Annotated in this window: 13 protein-coding genes; 7 read left to right on the top strand and 6 right to left on the bottom strand. The window is 72.7% G+C overall.

Annotated elements, in window-relative coordinates:
• Nucleotides 1-55: 55 nt before the first annotated feature.
• Both ACZ63I_RS09870 and ACZ63I_RS09875 read right to left on the bottom strand, forming a co-directional pair.
• Nucleotides 56-1,558 carry an FAD-dependent oxidoreductase gene (locus ACZ63I_RS09870; RefSeq protein ID WP_469337162.1) on the bottom strand — a complete coding sequence of 501 codons (1,503 nt, stop codon included), beginning with the start codon at nucleotides 1,556-1,558 and terminating at the stop codon, nucleotides 56-58.
• Nucleotides 1,559-1,797: 239 nt separating this feature from the next.
• Entirely contained in the window at nucleotides 1,798-3,021 is a 1,224-nt protein-coding gene (locus ACZ63I_RS09875) for an MBL fold metallo-hydrolase (RefSeq protein ID WP_469337164.1), read from the bottom strand.
• A 206-nt stretch (nucleotides 3,022-3,227) separates the two neighbouring features.
• Here ACZ63I_RS09875 and ACZ63I_RS09880 point away from each other — a divergent pair, with 206 nt between their 5' ends.
• Both ACZ63I_RS09880 and ACZ63I_RS09885 read left to right on the top strand, forming a co-directional pair.
• Complete coding sequence (locus ACZ63I_RS09880) at nucleotides 3,228-4,433, top strand: Glu/Leu/Phe/Val dehydrogenase dimerization domain-containing protein (RefSeq protein ID WP_469337166.1); 1,206 nt, start codon at nucleotides 3,228-3,230, stop codon at nucleotides 4,431-4,433.
• A gap of 210 nt (nucleotides 4,434-4,643) precedes the next feature.
• Nucleotides 4,644-5,522 carry a carbohydrate kinase family protein gene (locus tag ACZ63I_RS09885; RefSeq protein WP_469338312.1) on the top strand — a complete coding sequence of 293 codons (879 nt, stop codon included), beginning with the start codon at nucleotides 4,644-4,646 and terminating at the stop codon, nucleotides 5,520-5,522.
• Nucleotides 5,523-5,528: 6 nt separating this feature from the next.
• Here ACZ63I_RS09885 and ACZ63I_RS09890 read toward each other — a convergent pair whose 3' ends face one another.
• On the bottom strand, nucleotides 5,529-6,569 hold the full coding sequence (locus ACZ63I_RS09890; RefSeq protein ID WP_469338313.1) for a DUF6745 domain-containing protein: 1,041 nt from the start codon (nucleotides 6,567-6,569) through the stop codon (nucleotides 5,529-5,531).
• A gap of 132 nt (nucleotides 6,570-6,701) precedes the next feature.
• Entirely contained in the window at nucleotides 6,702-7,031 is a 330-nt protein-coding gene (locus ACZ63I_RS09895) for a hypothetical protein (protein WP_041993189.1), read from the bottom strand.
• Between the two features lie 181 nt (nucleotides 7,032-7,212).
• Here ACZ63I_RS09895 and ACZ63I_RS09900 point away from each other — a divergent pair, with 181 nt between their 5' ends.
• From ACZ63I_RS09900 to ACZ63I_RS09920, 5 genes are read left to right on the top strand one after another with little or no spacing between them, the layout of a single operon-like run.
• Nucleotides 7,213-8,166: an STM4015 family protein gene (locus ACZ63I_RS09900; RefSeq protein WP_469337168.1), complete on the top strand. Its 954-nt coding sequence runs from the start codon at nucleotides 7,213-7,215 to the stop codon at nucleotides 8,164-8,166.
• The gene (locus ACZ63I_RS09905; protein ID WP_469337169.1) at nucleotides 8,147-9,277 is read left to right on the top strand and encodes an STM4014 family protein; all 1,131 of its coding nucleotides are present in this window, start codon (nucleotides 8,147-8,149) and stop codon (nucleotides 9,275-9,277) included. Before ACZ63I_RS09900 ends, ACZ63I_RS09905 begins: the two co-directional genes overlap by 20 nt.
• Before the next feature lie 58 nt (nucleotides 9,278-9,335).
• Nucleotides 9,336-10,148 (top strand): STM4013/SEN3800 family hydrolase, encoded by an 813-nt coding sequence (locus ACZ63I_RS09910; protein ID WP_469338315.1) that lies wholly within the window; start codon nucleotides 9,336-9,338, stop codon nucleotides 10,146-10,148.
• Nucleotides 10,145-11,527, top strand: a complete 1,383-nt coding sequence (locus ACZ63I_RS09915; RefSeq protein WP_469337171.1) for an STM4012 family radical SAM protein — start codon at nucleotides 10,145-10,147, stop codon at nucleotides 11,525-11,527. Before ACZ63I_RS09910 ends, ACZ63I_RS09915 begins: the two co-directional genes overlap by 4 nt.
• An 8-nt stretch (nucleotides 11,528-11,535) precedes the next feature.
• The gene (locus ACZ63I_RS09920) at nucleotides 11,536-12,462 is read left to right on the top strand and encodes an STM4011 family radical SAM protein (protein ID WP_469337173.1); all 927 of its coding nucleotides are present in this window, start codon (nucleotides 11,536-11,538) and stop codon (nucleotides 12,460-12,462) included.
• Here the strand turns inward: ACZ63I_RS09920 and ACZ63I_RS09925 are convergent.
• Together ACZ63I_RS09925 and ACZ63I_RS09930 are read right to left on the bottom strand one after the other, a co-directional pair.
• Nucleotides 12,409-13,233: an SGNH/GDSL hydrolase family protein gene (locus ACZ63I_RS09925; RefSeq protein ID WP_469337175.1), complete on the bottom strand. Its 825-nt coding sequence runs from the start codon at nucleotides 13,231-13,233 to the stop codon at nucleotides 12,409-12,411. The two genes, ACZ63I_RS09920 and ACZ63I_RS09925, sit on opposite strands and share 54 nt — an antisense overlap.
• A gap of 151 nt (nucleotides 13,234-13,384) precedes the next feature.
• Entirely contained in the window at nucleotides 13,385-14,278 is an 894-nt protein-coding gene (locus tag ACZ63I_RS09930) for a M23 family metallopeptidase (RefSeq protein ID WP_469337177.1), read from the bottom strand.

A 14,278-nucleotide genomic window follows, 5' to 3' on the forward strand; every position in this document is an offset into this window, starting at 1 on the left:
CGGGGCCGGACGAGGCCGGGGCGGGGCGGGGCGGGGCGGGGCCGGGGCGGGGCGGTCAGCCGACCCAGGGGGTGATGCCGGCCTCCACCGCTGACGCGTCCGCCGCTCCGGCCCACGCGTAGTAGCCGTCGGGCCGCACCAGGACCGCCTCGGGCGCAGTGGTCGCACCGTCGGCGCGGTGGGCCACGACCAGCCGCTTCTGCCGGCCGGGAGAGTCCAACCCGGTGGGTTCGGCGGTCTCCTGGGGCAGGACCAGGACGAACCGCCCCTCCCGCAGCACCTCGTAGAGCCGCCCCCGGTCCAGCGCCAGATCCGGGGCCCGCTTGCCGACCAGCTTGTGGGCCCCGCGCCCCGCCGGGTACGAGTAGCCGATCCCGGTGATCTCCCCGACAGCCGCCCGCGTCACCGGCCGTACGTGCGTGACCACCAGCTTCCGCACCGTGCGCAGCGCGATCTCCAGCGGGTTGTGCGCCATGGCGAGCCGCAGGTTGAGCCCGCTGCTGCGCAACACCGCCTTGCCGACCGGGTGGCGCTCGCTGTGGTACGTGTCCAACAGGGCGTCGGGGGCGGCGCCGTCGAGCACGGCTGCCAGCTTCCAGCCGAGGTTGACGGCGTCCTGAAGACCGGTGTTCATCCCCTGGCCGCCGGCCGGCGAGTGCTGGTGCGCGGCGTCGCCCGCCAGCAGCACGCGGTCCACCCGGTAGGCGGGCACCTGGCGTTCGTCGCTGTGGAAGCGGGAGAGCCAACGCGGTTCGTGCATACCGAAGTCGGAGCCGAAGGCGCGCTCGATGATGGCGCGTAGCTCCTCGAACTCGACCGGGGAGTCGTCCGGTTCGCCCCGATGGGCCCGGTCCCAGCCGCCGACCCGCCAGTAGCCGTCGCCGAACGGGGCGATGAAGCCGAAGGCGTCGCCGGTGCCGTGCACCCGTACCACCAGGCTGGGCTGCTCGGTGAACTTGACGTCGGCGAGCGCGACCGACCGAATCACCACCTTGCCGGGGAAGGGCAGGCCAAGGGCCTCGCGCACCGCGCTGCGCCCTCCGTCGGCGCCGACGAGGTAGTCGGCCCGCAGGGTCGACTCGCCTTCCTCGGTGCGCACCGACACGGTGACACCGTCGTCGTCCTGGTCGAGTCCGGTGACCTCGGTCCCGTAGCGGAAGGCCGCACCGTTCTTCAGGGCCCGGCGCAGCAGCAGCTTCTCGACCTCGTACTGCGGGGTGACCAGCAGGAAGGGGTAACGGGACGGCAGCGCGCCGATGTTGAAGGGGATGGCTCCGAACAGCCGCAGCTCGCCGATGACTTGGCCGGTGGTGACGAGTTCGTCGGCGAGGCCGCGGGCGTCGAGGAGTTCGAGGGTCCGCGCGTGCACACCGAAGGCGCGGGTCAGATTGCTGATGCCCTCCGGGCGTTTCTCGACCACCACGACATCGACACCGGCCGCCGCGAGATCGCCGGCGAGCAGCAGCCCGGTGGGGCCCGCTCCGGCGACGACGACCGCGTGGGAGCCGGGGACCCGCTCGGGGCCGCCGCCGGCAGGGGTTTGATCCGTGTGGGACATCCGCAACTCGCTTCCTACACGTCGGATTCGGGGTCCGGCCCCGAACCGCCGGCAGGGCGGAAGACGCGGGGGTGCTGGGAAGCCGGGGCCGGCTGCGTCCAGCCTGCACCCCGCGTATGAAGGCGGTGCTGCGACAGCGTTTCGACCCCATGGGGGGGACGGGTCGGTGCGTCCGGCCGTACGTCCGGAGGGAATTGACGGTCCGTTGCCTCCGGACCCGTCAATTCCCTCCGGACACGTCAGCTCTGCGCGGGCGAGGCCGCCGTGTCCTTCGTACCCGCCGTCGCGGTGACGGCTGCGGGCTTCGAAGCGGCGGTGGGCGCCTCGGGCCAGCCGCCCGCCGGTGCGACGGCGACGGCCCGCCACCACGGCTCGGTCGGCACGGCGTCACCCGTCGGTTCGAAGGGCTCCCCCGGCCGCGGCAGCGCCAGCGGCGCGCCCGCTTCGGCGCCGGCCGTGACCGTACCCTCACCGGGCTCGGCCCACGGGTGCGGAGCCAGATTGAACGTGCCCCAGTGGATCGGCATCATCACACCGGAGGGCGTGCCGCCCTGCAGGTCCAGATGCGCCTTCATCCCCTCGGCCGGGGTCATGTGGATGTCGGGCCAGGCGTCGCTGTAGGCGCCGATCTGGATCATGGTGGCGTCGAACGGGCCGTGCTCGGCGCCGATGTCCTGGAAGCCGGGGAAGTAGCCGGTGTCCCCGCTGTGGTAGATCCGGTGCTCGGGCCCCTGGACGGCCCAGGACGCCCACAGCGTGTGCTGCTTGTTGCGCAGGCCACGGCCGCAGAAGTGCCGGGCGGGGGTCGCGGTGAGCCGGAGTCCCGCGACCTCCGTCGACTCGTTCCAGTCCAGCTCGCGCAGGCGCGACGCGGGCACCCCCCAGCGCTCCAGATGGGCGCCGACGCCGAGCGGTACGGCGAAGACGGTGTCCGTCGTGGCGAGCGCCTTGATGGTGGGCAGGTCGAGGTGGTCGTAGTGGTCGTGCGAGATCACGACCACGTCCACGGAGCCGAGCGAGGCGAGCGGCACGGGGGCGGGGTGCAGCCGCTTCGGACCGACGAAGGAGAACGGCGAACAGCGCTCGCCCCACACCGGGTCGAAGAGCACCCGGCTGCCGTCGATCTCGGCCAGCACGCTGGAATGGCCCATCCAGGTGAGCCGCAGCCCGGAGGCGGGCGGCCTGGCGATGTCGGCGAGGGTGGTGGGATGCACCGGAATGGTGCCGGCGGGCGCCCGCAGCACCCGCTGCTCCTTCTCGAAGTAGACCTTCGCCAGCTCGACGCCGGAAGCGCCGGACGGCCGGGTCCTGGCTCCCACCGGGTTCTGGAAGACGCCGTCGGCGAAGTTGGGCGAGTTCTGGATGCGTTCCAGCCGCTTCCCCGCCGAGTCGGCCCCGAAGGGCTCGGACCGCAGCGAGCGCAGTCGTGAACGCAGCGATACGGGAGAACCAGCGCCTGTCACAGCACCTCCTGGAGCTTCGGTTTCGTCCCCCATTATGACGGGGGACGTCGTTCGGTGCGGGGCGAGTGCATGAGGAATACACGGACTCGGGGAATACGTCACATCAACGGGCGGGGTGCCCCCAGGATTCCCCGGCATGCCGGGGATCAGCGAGAATTCCGCGGCACCCCCCGCAAGAAGTCGACAAGACCGAGGAGACCCACCCGATGACGGCGACCCCGCCCGGCGACGCCCCGCTGATCTCGCTCACCTGGACGGACCACGTCACCGGACGCGAGGGATACCTGGTGGTGGACCGGCTGGTACGCGGCGTGGCCAGCGGCGGGCTGCGGATGCGCGAGGGCTGCACGCTGTCCGAGGTGGCGGGGCTGGCCCGGGGCATGACCATGAAGGAGGCCCTGCACTTCGACGCGGAGGCGTCCACGGCCCGGTACGTGCCGCTCGGCGGCGCCAAGGGCGGGGTCGACTGCGACCCGCGCGACCCCGGGGCGTACGACCTGCTGGTCAGGTTCCTGCGCGCCACCCGGCCGTACGTCGAGTGCTTCTGGACCACCGGGGAGGACCTGGGGCTGAGCCAGGACACCGTGGACCGGGCCGCCGCCGAGGCCGGTCTGGTCTCGACCGTCCAGGCCGTCCATCCGCTGCTCGACGACGAGGCGGCGGCCAGGCGGCGGCTCGCGGACGCCTTCGCCGTCGAGGTGGCGGGGATCGGCCTGGACGCGCTGGTGGGCGGCTGCGGCGTCGCCGAGTCGGTGCTCACGGCGCTGGACCGGGCGGGGGTCGGCCACGACGGGGTCCGGGTCGCCGTGCAGGGTTTCGGGACCATGGGCGGGGCGACCGCGCGGTTCCTGGCCGAGGCGGGGCTTCACATCGTCGCCGTCGCCGATGTGAAGGGCACGATCGCCCACCCGGACGGCCTTGACGTCGAGGCGCTGCTGGCCGCCCGCGACACGTACGGCACGGTGGACCGGGCCGCGCTGCGGCCGGACGACCGGGAGCTGCCGGCGGACGGCTGGCTGTCGGTGCCGGCCGACGTGCTCGTGCCCGCCGCGGTCTCGTACGCCGTCGATTCCGTCAACCAGGCCCGGATCGGGGCCCGTTGGATCGTCGAGGCGGCTAACATGCCGGTGCTGCCCGAGGCCGAGGAGCTGCTGGCGCCGCGCGGGATCACGGTGCTGCCCGATGTCGTGGTGAACTCGGCCACCAACGCCTGGTGGTGGTGGACGCTGTTCGGCGACATCGGTCCGACGGCCGACGAGGCGTTCGCCCACATCCGGCGGTCGATGCGCGCGCTGGTCACTCTGGTGCTGGAGCGGGCCGAGGCCGAGGGGACCACCCCGCGCGCAGCCGCGCACGCGCTCGTCGCGGACCGGCTGCCGGTCATCGCGGAGCGGTACGGCTGGTACGGCTGAGGCGGGCGATGCGGGTGAGTAGGGTGACGGCGACACATCAGCACCGGTGTTCGACACCGACGCGTACCGACGTACCGACGCATGACGACCCACCACGACCCACCACAACGTTCACCACCCGGTTTCACAACTCAAGGGGAGACTGTGGCGCAGCGCCAGACCGACGGGACCGACGGGACCGACCAGGCGGCTCGGCCCGGACTTGATGTGCTGGTCGTCGGGGGCAGCGGGGTCGACACCGTCGTCCGGGTCGACTCACTGCCCGTACCGCTCGCCGACTCGGTCGGGGTGGGGCCGATCATCGAATGGCCGGGGCACACCGGCGGCAATGTGGCCCTGGGCTGCCGGCGGCTGGGGCTCGATGTCAAGTTCCTCGACTTCATCGGCGAGGACAGGACCGGTGAGCAGGTGCGGGAACGGCTCACCGAGGGCGATGTCGACTTCGAGACGCTGATATCCCCGGCCGGCACCCGAAGGGCCGTCAACTTCGTGGAGAAGACGGGCCGCCGGATGTCCTTCTTCGACGCCCGCGATCCGGCGGAGCTGCGGATGCCACGCGAGTTCTATCTGCCGCATCTGCGGCGCGCCCGCCATGTGCATCTGTCCGTCACCAACTTCGCGCGCCATCTCTTCGACGACATCGAGGAACTCGGTGTCCCCGTCTCGACCGATCTGCACGACTGGGACGGCCTGGACGACCACCACAGGGAGTTCGCGCTCCGCGCCGATCTGGTGTTCCTCAGCGCGTCCGGGTCCGGCGGGCGGATCGCCCAGTTGATGAAGGAGATCCTGCGCGAGGGGCGGGCCGAGACGGTGATCGCCACCGCGGGCGCCGGCGGCTCGTATCTGATGTCCCGGCAGGGCAGCCGGTCGCCGCGCCCGGTCCCGGCGACACCGCCGCCAGGTCCTGTGGTGGACTCCAACGGCGCGGGCGACGCGTATGTCTGCGGGTTCCTGTACGGCCGGCTGACCGGCCGTGACCTGGAGGAGTGCGCCCACCTCGGGGCCGTGGCCGGTGCCTACGCCTGCACGGGCGAGGGGCCGGCCTCCCTGATCGACAGGGACACGCTGCTCGCCCGTACGGTCTGAGCCGGCTCAGGTCTGCCGCACCGGCTCGTACGTGTCGGCGTCGAGCCCGAACGTCCAGGCCACTCCCTCCTTCGCGGTACGTGTCCTGGGCGGCACCCGCAGCCAGTACGTGCGGTGTTCGCCGTCCGGTTCGGGCGTCGCGTTGACGACCTCGACCATCACCACGTCCTCGTCGCCCGGCAGCCCCGTCCGCCACAGCACCCCGGTCTCGTCCCGGTGCACGGGCCGGGCGCCGGACTCGGCGAGGAAGCGGTCGTAGCCGTAGTGCTCCAGCATGACGCGGCGCAGCTCCGCGTTCTCCTCGGTCCGTATCCGCTCGGGCGTCAGCGCGGGCAGCTCGTCCAGGAACGTGGCGGGTACGGGCATGCCGCGCCACGCGTACAGCGCGAAGCCGTCCGGGTAGGCGAGCGCGGGCCCTTCCGCGTGGTCGAGCCGGCCCGCCTCGTCGCGGTGCAGCGCGACGGGGCGCTCGCAGATCACCGCGACGTTCTCGTACGGCCACCACCAGCCCGCGTGCTCGGCGACGGCGGCCAGACCTTCGAGCCGGGCGCTGCGGCCGTCGAAGGCGGCGAGCCAGGCGGCGTCCTGCTGGCCGAGCACCGCGTCCAGCAGGACCGAGCGCACCCGCGCCGCCTCCGCCAAGTCGTCGGCGCCCGCGGTGAGGGAGTCGACGACGCCGGTGCGTATCCGGTCGGCGAGCAGCCGTGTCGTGTCCCACAGCCGGGCGCCGGTCGCGCTCCAGTGGGCGGCCCAGCCGGCCGGCCCCAGCGCGTCGTGCACCCTGCGCCGCTCCTCCGCCCAGGGGCGGGTGCGCACCTCGTCGCGCACGGAGCGCCCCGCCCCGGCGCCCGCCAGGGCCCGCGCGGTCTCGGCGCCCGCCAGCGGCGATCCGGCCCACCGGATCTCGGCCGGTTCGGCGAGTCCGGCGCTGCGGTAGGCGAGCCGCACGCCGCGCTCGGCCGCCGCCCGGTCCGCCGGGCCCGTCGCGGCGGCGACGAGCCGCCACTTGTCCAGCTCCTCCACGCCCGTGCCCCTGCCCGCAGCCATGCCGTCGTCCGTACCCAGGTCCGTGCCGATGTCCGTGGTGTCCGTGCCGATGTACACGAAACTCATGTCCGAAGCCCCTCCGCTGTCATGTCTGTCCTGCCTCCGTCCTCGCCAGCGCACCGTGCGCCGGGCTCAGTCGGCGACCACGCGCACGGCCCCCGGCAGGTACTCCCGCTGGCGCACCACCCGGAACCAGCCCTTGGGCAGCGGTATCGCCGCGTGCTCCTCATGCACCACCCGTCCGCCGTCCGGGAGATGGAGGTACATCGGCCCCGACTCGTCCCCCGGCACCCGGATCAGCCTGCCGGGTCCGGTGACCGCGTGGGCATGGCCGGTGACCTCGCCGAGCGCCAGGACCAGCCGCCCCCGCGCGTCCCTCGGGCCGCCGTCCGCCGTCACGAGATGCGGCGGCACCGCACTCTCCGCGACGGGCATGATCAGCACGTCTCCCTGCCGGAACATGGCTCTCCCCTCGACCGGCCGGCGCCGAGTGCGCCGAACCTGTCTCCGACGCTAGAGGCCGGGTCTGACAATCGGCGCCGGCCGCGCCCGACCGGCCCCCCGCCGAGGCCCGGTGTCAGTGGCGCTTGGTACAACTTCGCCATTGGCCCGTCAATGCCGCCCGGTGTCAGGAGCATCAGTCATGTCCATCTCGAACCACCTGCAGGAGCTCTACGGCCTGCCCGCGTTCGACTTCCCCGGGGGCGGTGTGACGGAGCCGCTGCCCGAGCCCGGCACCGTGGCCTGGCGCGTCTCCGTCGACTCCTACGAGGCGGAGGAGCCGTGGGAAGCGGCGTTCGCGCGCTTCACCGAGACCGTCGACACGACGGAGGTCCAGGCGCTCATCATCGGCTCCTGGAGCGACGCGTACGAGTCGGGCCCCGAGGAGGTGATCGCGGCCGTCGTGGCGGCGCGCGGCCAACTGCCCGAGCTGCGGGCCCTGTTCCTCGGGGACATCACCTTCGAGGAGTGCGAGATATCGTGGATCAACCAGACTTTGGTGACTCCCCTGCTCGACGCGTTCCCCGAGCTGCGTGAGTTCGGTGTGCGCGGCGGCCAGGACCTGCGCTTCCCGCCGGTCAAGCACGAGCAGTTGCGTTCGCTGACGATCCAGACGGGCGGGCTGGACGTCGAAGTGGTCCGGGGCGTCGGTGCGAGCGAGTTCCCGGCGCTGGAGCGGCTGGATCTGTGGCTGGGCGTCGACGACTACGGCGCGAACGCGGAGATCGCCGATCTGGCCCCCTTCCTGTCCGGGGCGCGGCTGCCCGCGCTGCGCCATCTCGGCCTGTGCAACAGCCAGATGCAGGACGAGATCGCCGCCGCGCTGGCCGGTGCGCCCGTCGTGGCCAATCTGGAAACGCTCGACCTGTCGATGGGCACGCTCGGCGACGAGGGTGCGGAGGCGCTGCTCAGCGGTCAGCCGCTCACCCATCTCAAGAAGCTCGACCTCAACCACAACTACCTCGGCGAGACCATGCGGCAGCGCATCGTCAGCACCCTCGGCGAGGCCGGTGTCGAGGTGGACGTCGCCAACAGCACGGAGGCCGACACGGAGGACGACGGCACCGAATGGCGCTATGTCGCGGTCGGCGAGTGATCAGGTGAGACTCGCCGTCGTGGGCAATCCCGGCAGCCGCCGCGTCGGCCTGTTCCAGGCCGCCGTGCGGTCGGCCGGGCTGCCCGCGGCCCGGGTGCTGGCCTGGCGCGATGTGCTGGGCGGCCGGGCGTCGTTCACGGCGGGCGAGACGGTACGGATCGAGTCGCCCGGGGAGGACCCCGAGGTGGACCGGCTGCTGCGGGGCCCGGTGGAGCCGACCCGGGTGGAGGGTTCCGCCCGGTGGTACGGCACGTTCACCGCGGCGGTCGACCGGCTCGGCCGACTGGCGGACGCGGCGGGCGCCCGGCTGCTGGACGACCCCGCCGAGCTGGCCGTCCTCTTCGACAAGCGGCTGTGCCACGGCGTGCTCGACCGGGCGGGCGTGGCCGTACCGTCCTCACCGACCTCGGGCCCCGATGCTGCCCCCGTGTCCTGCTGGGACGACGTACGGGCGCTGCTGGCCGGCGCCGGGCTGCGGCGCGCTTTCGTCAAACTCGCCCACGGCTCTTCGGCGTCCGGGGTGCTCGCCGTCGAGACGGCGGGCGGCGGGCGGGTGCGCGCCACCACCTCCGTCGAAGTCGACGGAGCGGGCCGGCTCCACAACTCGCTGCGGGTGCGCACCTATACGAGCGAGCGCGAGGTCGCCGCCATCGTCGACACGCTCGCGCCCGACGGTCTGCACATCGAGCGGTGGCTGCCCAAGGCCGCGCAGGGCGGCAGGTCGGCGGATCTGCGGGTGGTGGTCGTGGCCGGCCGCGCCACCCACGCCGTCGTCAGGACCAGCTCCTCGCCGATGACCAATCTGCATCTCGGCGGCGCCCGCGGCGACCTCGCCGCGGCGCGGGCCGCCGCCGACGCCGCGGGCGGTGACGGCTGGGCGGGCGCGCTGGCTCTCTGCGAGCGGGCGGCGGCCAGCTTCCCGGGCACGCACTGCGTGGGCGTCGATCTGCTGCCGGTCACCGGCTGGCGCCGGTTCGCCGTCGGCGAGGTCAACGCCTTCGGTGATCTGCTGCCCCGGCTCACCGGGCTGCCGGGCAGCGGGGCCGAAGGGCTCGACACGTACGCGGCGCAGCTCGCCGCCCTGCCGGGGAGCGCCCGTGCGTACGTCTGACGGCTCCCCCGGCTCCCCCGAGTCCCCCGAGTCCCCCGAGTCCCCCGAGTCCCCCGACATGAACGAGGTCGTCGGGCGGGACGATCTGCTGTTCGTCACACTCGACACCCTGCGCTACGACGTCGCCGCCGCGAGCGCCGCCGCAGGGCGCACCCCGAATCTCACCCGCCGTCTGCCGGGCGGCCGGTGGGAGCGCAGACACGCGCCCGGCAGCTTCACCTATGCCTCGCACCAGGCGATGTTCGCCGGCTTCCTGCCCACCCCGGCGAGCCAGGGCCCGCATCCGCGGCTGTTCGCCGCGCGGTTCGGCGGCAGCGAGTCGACCGCCGAGCGCACCTTCGTCCATGACACCCCCGACCTGGTCTCCGGCCTCGCGGCGGCCGGCTACCGCACGGTGTGCGTCGGCGGGGTCGGCTTCTTCAACCGGCAGGGCCCGCTCGGCTCCGTACTGCCCGGACTGTTCCAGGAGAGCCACTGGGAGCCGGAGTTCGGTGTCGCCTCACCGGTCTCCTTCGAGGCGCAGATCGACCGCGCCGAGGAGGTCATCGGCCAACTGCCGCACGAGCAGCGGCTGTTCCTCTTCGTCAATGTGTCGGCGCTGCACCAGCCCAACTGGTTCCATCTGCCCGGCGCCGACCGCGGAGCGGGCGATTCGCTCGCCACCCACACGGCTGCCCTGGAGTACGTCGACCGCCATATAGGCCGGCTGTTCAGCGCCATGAGCAGCAGGCGCCGCTGCTTCGCCGTCGTCTGCTCCGACCACGGCACCGCCTACGGCGACGACGGCTGGAGCGGCCACCGGCTGGGCCACGAGGTCGTCTGGACCGTGCCGTACGCCCACTTCTTCCTGAACCCAGGTGAGCCCCGATGAGCACCCCACGTCCGTACGAGAGTTACGTGTACGCGTATCCGCACAAGACGGCGTACCGCGAGCTGCCCGACCTGCCGCCGCTGCGTGAACTGTGGGCGGGGGAACGCACCGAGGCGCTCTCCCTCTATCTGCACATCCCGTTCTGCGAGGTGCGGTGCGGCTTCTGCAACCTGTTCACCCGGGTCGGCGCGCCCGACGAGCTGACGACGCGCTATCTGGACGCCCTCGACCGGCAGGCCACGGCCGTGCGCGACGCGCTGGGCGACACCCGGCCCGTACGGTTCGCGGCCGCGGCCTTCGGCGGCGGCACCCCCACCTTCCTCACCGCGGCCGAACTGGACCGGCTGTGCGACATCGCGGAGAAGCGGACCGGCGTCGATCTGCGCTCCGTCCCGCTGTCCGTGGAGACCTCCCCCGCCACCGCGACCGCCGACCGGCTGGCGGTGCTCGCCGACCGGGGCGCGACGCGGCTCAGCATCGGGGTGCAGAGTTTTGTGGACGCTGAGGCCAGGGCGGCGGTCCGCCCGCAGCGCAGGGCCGAGGTGGAAGCGGCCCTCGGCCGGATACGCGACGCTGGCGTGCCCGTGCTCAACATCGACCTGATCTACGGCATCGAGGGGCAGACGGCGGCGACCTGGCGCAGCTCGCTGGACGCGGCGCTGGCCTGGCGCCCCGAGGAGCTGTATCTCTACCCGCTCTACGTGCGGCCCCGCACCGGCCTGGCCCGCCGCGAGACCGCCGCACACGCACGGGACGACGAGGCGGCCCACGACAATGCCGCAATCCGGGACGACGAGGCGGCGTGGGACGCGCAGCGGCTGCGGCTCTACCGGCAGGGCCGCGACCATCTGCTGGAACAGGGCTACGAGCAGGTGTCCATGCGGATGTTCCGCAGGTCCGGCTCGCCCGTCGCCGCCGCCGACGACTACGCCTGCCAGAGCGACGGCATGATCGGCCTCGGCTGCGGCGCCCGCTCGTACACCTCCCGGCTGCACTACTCCTTCGACTACGCCGTCGACATGCCGAAGATCCGGAACATCATCGACGACTACACGGCGACCGAGGACTTCTCCCGCGCCCGGATCGGCTTCGCGCTCGCCCCGGACGGGGACGAGGCCCGGCGCCGCCATCTGCTCCAGTCGGTCCTCCAGGCGCAGGGCATGGAGATCGCTGAGTACCGGGCGCGGTTCGGCAGCGCGCCCGACGAGGACTTCCCCGCCGAGCTGCGGTTCGCGGCCGAGCGGGGCTGGCTCGACGCGGCTGCGGACGCCGGACTGCTGCGGCTCTCGCCCGAAGGTCTCGCGCACTCCGACGCGCTGGGTCCGCTGCTGTTCTCCCCCGCCGTGCGCGCGCGTATGGCCGCCTACGAGACGAAGTGAGCGGCGCGATGGACCTGACGATCCTCTACCGGGGCCCGCTGGCCTCCTGCGACTACGACTGCCCGTACTGCCCGTTCGCCAAGCGGCGCGACAGCCGCGAGCAACTGCGCGCCGACCGCGCGGCGCTGGAGCGGTTCGCCGGCTGGGCCGCCGCGCAGACCGAGGACCGGCTGTCGCTGCTGTTCACCCCGTGGGGCGAGGCTCTGGTCCGCTCCTGGTACCGCAGGACGCTCGCCGAGCTGTCCCGGCTGCCGCACGTCCGGCGGGTCGCCGTCCAGACCAATCTCAGCGCGCGCGCCGACTGGCTGGACGACGCCGACCCGGACACGCTGGCCCTGTGGTGCACGTACCACCCGGGGCAGACGCCGTACGACCGCTTCCTCGCCAAGTGCGAGGAGCTGACGGCGCGGGGCGTCCGGTTCAGTGTGGGGGTGGTGGGTCTGCCGGACCATCTGGCGCACGCCCGCCGGCTGCGCGCGGCGCTGCCCGCCCAGGTCTATCTGTGGATCAACGCGGCCGAGGGGCACACCTACACCGACGAGGAGGCGGCCCGCTGGACGGACCTCGACCCGCTGTTCCCGTACAGCCGCCGGCCGCACAGGTCGGCGGGGCTGCCCTGCCGCACGGGCGAGTCGGTGATCTCCGTGGACGGTGCCGGTACGGTACGGCGCTGCCACTTCGTCCCGGCCGAGCTGGGCAATCTGTACGACGGTTCGTACCGCGCGGCGCTGCGCCCCCGCGCCTGCCCGCTCGCGGTGTGCGACTGCCACATCGGCTATGTGCATCTGGAGACACTGCCGCTGTACGACGTGTTCGCCGGCGGCGTGCTGGAGCGGATCCCCGCGGCGATCGGCCGGCCCGGCTCTCCCCCGGGCGCGCTCTCAGTGGTCCAGCGGGAGCAGGTCGGGCCGCTTCGCGGCGACATGGTCCCCTGACGACTCGCCGCGCAGCCGCCTGCCGATCCAGGGCACCAGATGTTCCCTGGCCCAGTTGATGTCGTCGCGCCGCACCTCGAAGGCGCCGCGTGGCGCCTGCGGCGGCCAGAGCTGGTCCGGGTCGGCCGGTATGTCGAGGCCGAGCACCTGCGCGGCGCGCAGCGCGACCCGGGTGTGGCCCTCGGGGGACAGATGCAGCCGGTCGGCGTCCCAGGCGCGCCTGTCCTGCACGGACCTGAGCGACCAGAGGTCGAGGACGGGGCAGTCGTAGCGGTCGGCGATGGCCCGTACATGGGCGGTGTAGGTGGCGATCTTGCCGCGCAGATGGCGCAGGACGGGCACGCCCCGGGTGTCGAACCCGGTGGTGATCATGACGGTGGGCACCGCGCCCGCGAGGTCGGCCACGGCGCGTTCGAGCCGTTCGGCGACATCGTCGGGGTCGGTGCCGGGCCGGATGATGTCGTTGCCGCCGGCACAGAACGTCACGAGATCCGGGGCGAGTTGTTTCGCGCGCGGAATCTGTTCGGCGACGATCTGGTCGAGGAGTCTGCCCCGTACGGCGAGATTGGCGTACCGGAAATCGCCGTGCGCCGTGTCCACGGGTGCGTGGCACACCGGCAATTGGTCGGCGAGCAGGATCGCGAGCCGGTCCGCCCAGCCGATGTACCGGCCGTCGGGCCCCGGATCTCCTACACCTTCGGTGAAACTGTCACCGATCGCCGTGTACGACCCGATGACGTCATGTCTTCTTGATCTCGAATCGTTTGCCACGTCTCCATATGCTCCTCTTACGGATGTGACCTACGCGACCGTAAGGAGGGGTTGACGGGTGGTGAGAAACGCCACCGGTCAAGTTCTGCAAAAGCCGGAATAGCCGCCGCCCGCGGTGAAGCGGACGGCGGCGCTATTCCGGTGGCGCGGCTCAGACGGTGACGCCGTGCTCGCGGAGGTAGGCCAGCGGGTCGATGTCCGAGCCGTAGTCGGGGCCGGTCCTGATCTCGAAGTGCAGGTGCGGACCTGTCACATTGCCGGTCGCGCCGGAGACGCCGATCTGCTGCCCTTCGGTGACGGTCTGCCCTGCGGAGACCGTGAGGGCGGACAGGTGGCCGTACTGCGAGTAGTCGCCGTCGCTGTGCCGGATGACGACCTGGTTGCCGTACGAGCCGCCCCAGCCCGCCGTGACGACGGTACCGGCGGCGACGGCCTTGACCGTGGTGCCGGTGGGCACCACGAAGTCGGTGCCGGTGTGGTAGCCGCTGGACCACATGGCGCCGTTCTGGTGGTACGGCGTACCGATGGGCGCGCCGTCGACCGGCAGGGTGTAGCCGCCGTCGGTCTGCTTCGTGGCGGCAGCGGGGGTCGCGGTGGTGGCGGTGGCCGCGGTGGTCTTCGCCGAGGCGCTCGGGGCCGCGGGGGCCGCCGCCGCCGGTGCCTTCGCGCCGATGGTCAGCTTCGTACCGGGCCTGATCAGGGACGGGTCGGAGCCGATGACCGAGCGGTTGTCGTCGTACAGCTTGTGCCAGCCACCGCTCACCTGCTCCCTGGCCGCGATCTTGGACAGATAGTCCCCGGGGACCACGGAGTACGTCGTGGCCGCCTTCGCCGGAGCGGCCTTCACCGATGCGGCCTTGGCTGACGCGGCCTTCGCCGAAGCGGCCTTCACCGGTGCGGCGGTGGGTGCGGCGTGCTCGGCCGCGTGGGCGCCGGTGGCGCCGATGAACGGCATCGCGAGCGCGGCACCGCCGGCACCTGCGGCGGCGAATCCGCGGGCGAGTGAACGGGACTTGGGACGGCGGTGCTTACCCTTTCCGGGCAT

It is taken from the genome of Streptomyces sp. NPDC087906, from assembly GCF_055584925.1.

Bases quoted from the DNA above. Each gene is read 5' to 3' on its own strand.
- ACZ63I_RS09915 (WP_469337171.1), top strand. From the start codon at position 10,145: ATGAGCACCCCACGTCCGTACGAGAGTTACGTGTACGCGTATCCGCAC.
- ACZ63I_RS09905 (WP_469337169.1), top strand. From the start codon at position 8,147: ATGTCGCGGTCGGCGAGTGATCAGGTGAGACTCGCCGTCGTGGGCAAT.
- ACZ63I_RS09895 (WP_041993189.1), bottom strand. From the start codon at position 7,031: ATGTTCCGGCAGGGAGACGTGCTGATCATGCCCGTCGCGGAGAGTGCG.
- ACZ63I_RS09890 (WP_469338313.1), bottom strand. From the start codon at position 6,569: ATGGCTGCGGGCAGGGGCACGGGCGTGGAGGAGCTGGACAAGTGGCGG.
- ACZ63I_RS09900 (WP_469337168.1), top strand. From the start codon at position 7,213: ATGTCCATCTCGAACCACCTGCAGGAGCTCTACGGCCTGCCCGCGTTC.
- ACZ63I_RS09930 (WP_469337177.1), bottom strand. From the start codon at position 14,278: ATGCCCGGAAAGGGTAAGCACCGCCGTCCCAAGTCCCGTTCACTCGCC.
- ACZ63I_RS09870 (WP_469337162.1), bottom strand. From the start codon at position 1,558: ATGTCCCACACGGATCAAACCCCTGCCGGCGGCGGCCCCGAGCGGGTC.
- ACZ63I_RS09880 (WP_469337166.1), top strand. From the start codon at position 3,228: ATGACGGCGACCCCGCCCGGCGACGCCCCGCTGATCTCGCTCACCTGG.
- ACZ63I_RS09920 (WP_469337173.1), top strand. From the start codon at position 11,536: ATGGACCTGACGATCCTCTACCGGGGCCCGCTGGCCTCCTGCGACTAC.
- ACZ63I_RS09910 (WP_469338315.1), top strand. From the start codon at position 9,336: ATGAACGAGGTCGTCGGGCGGGACGATCTGCTGTTCGTCACACTCGAC.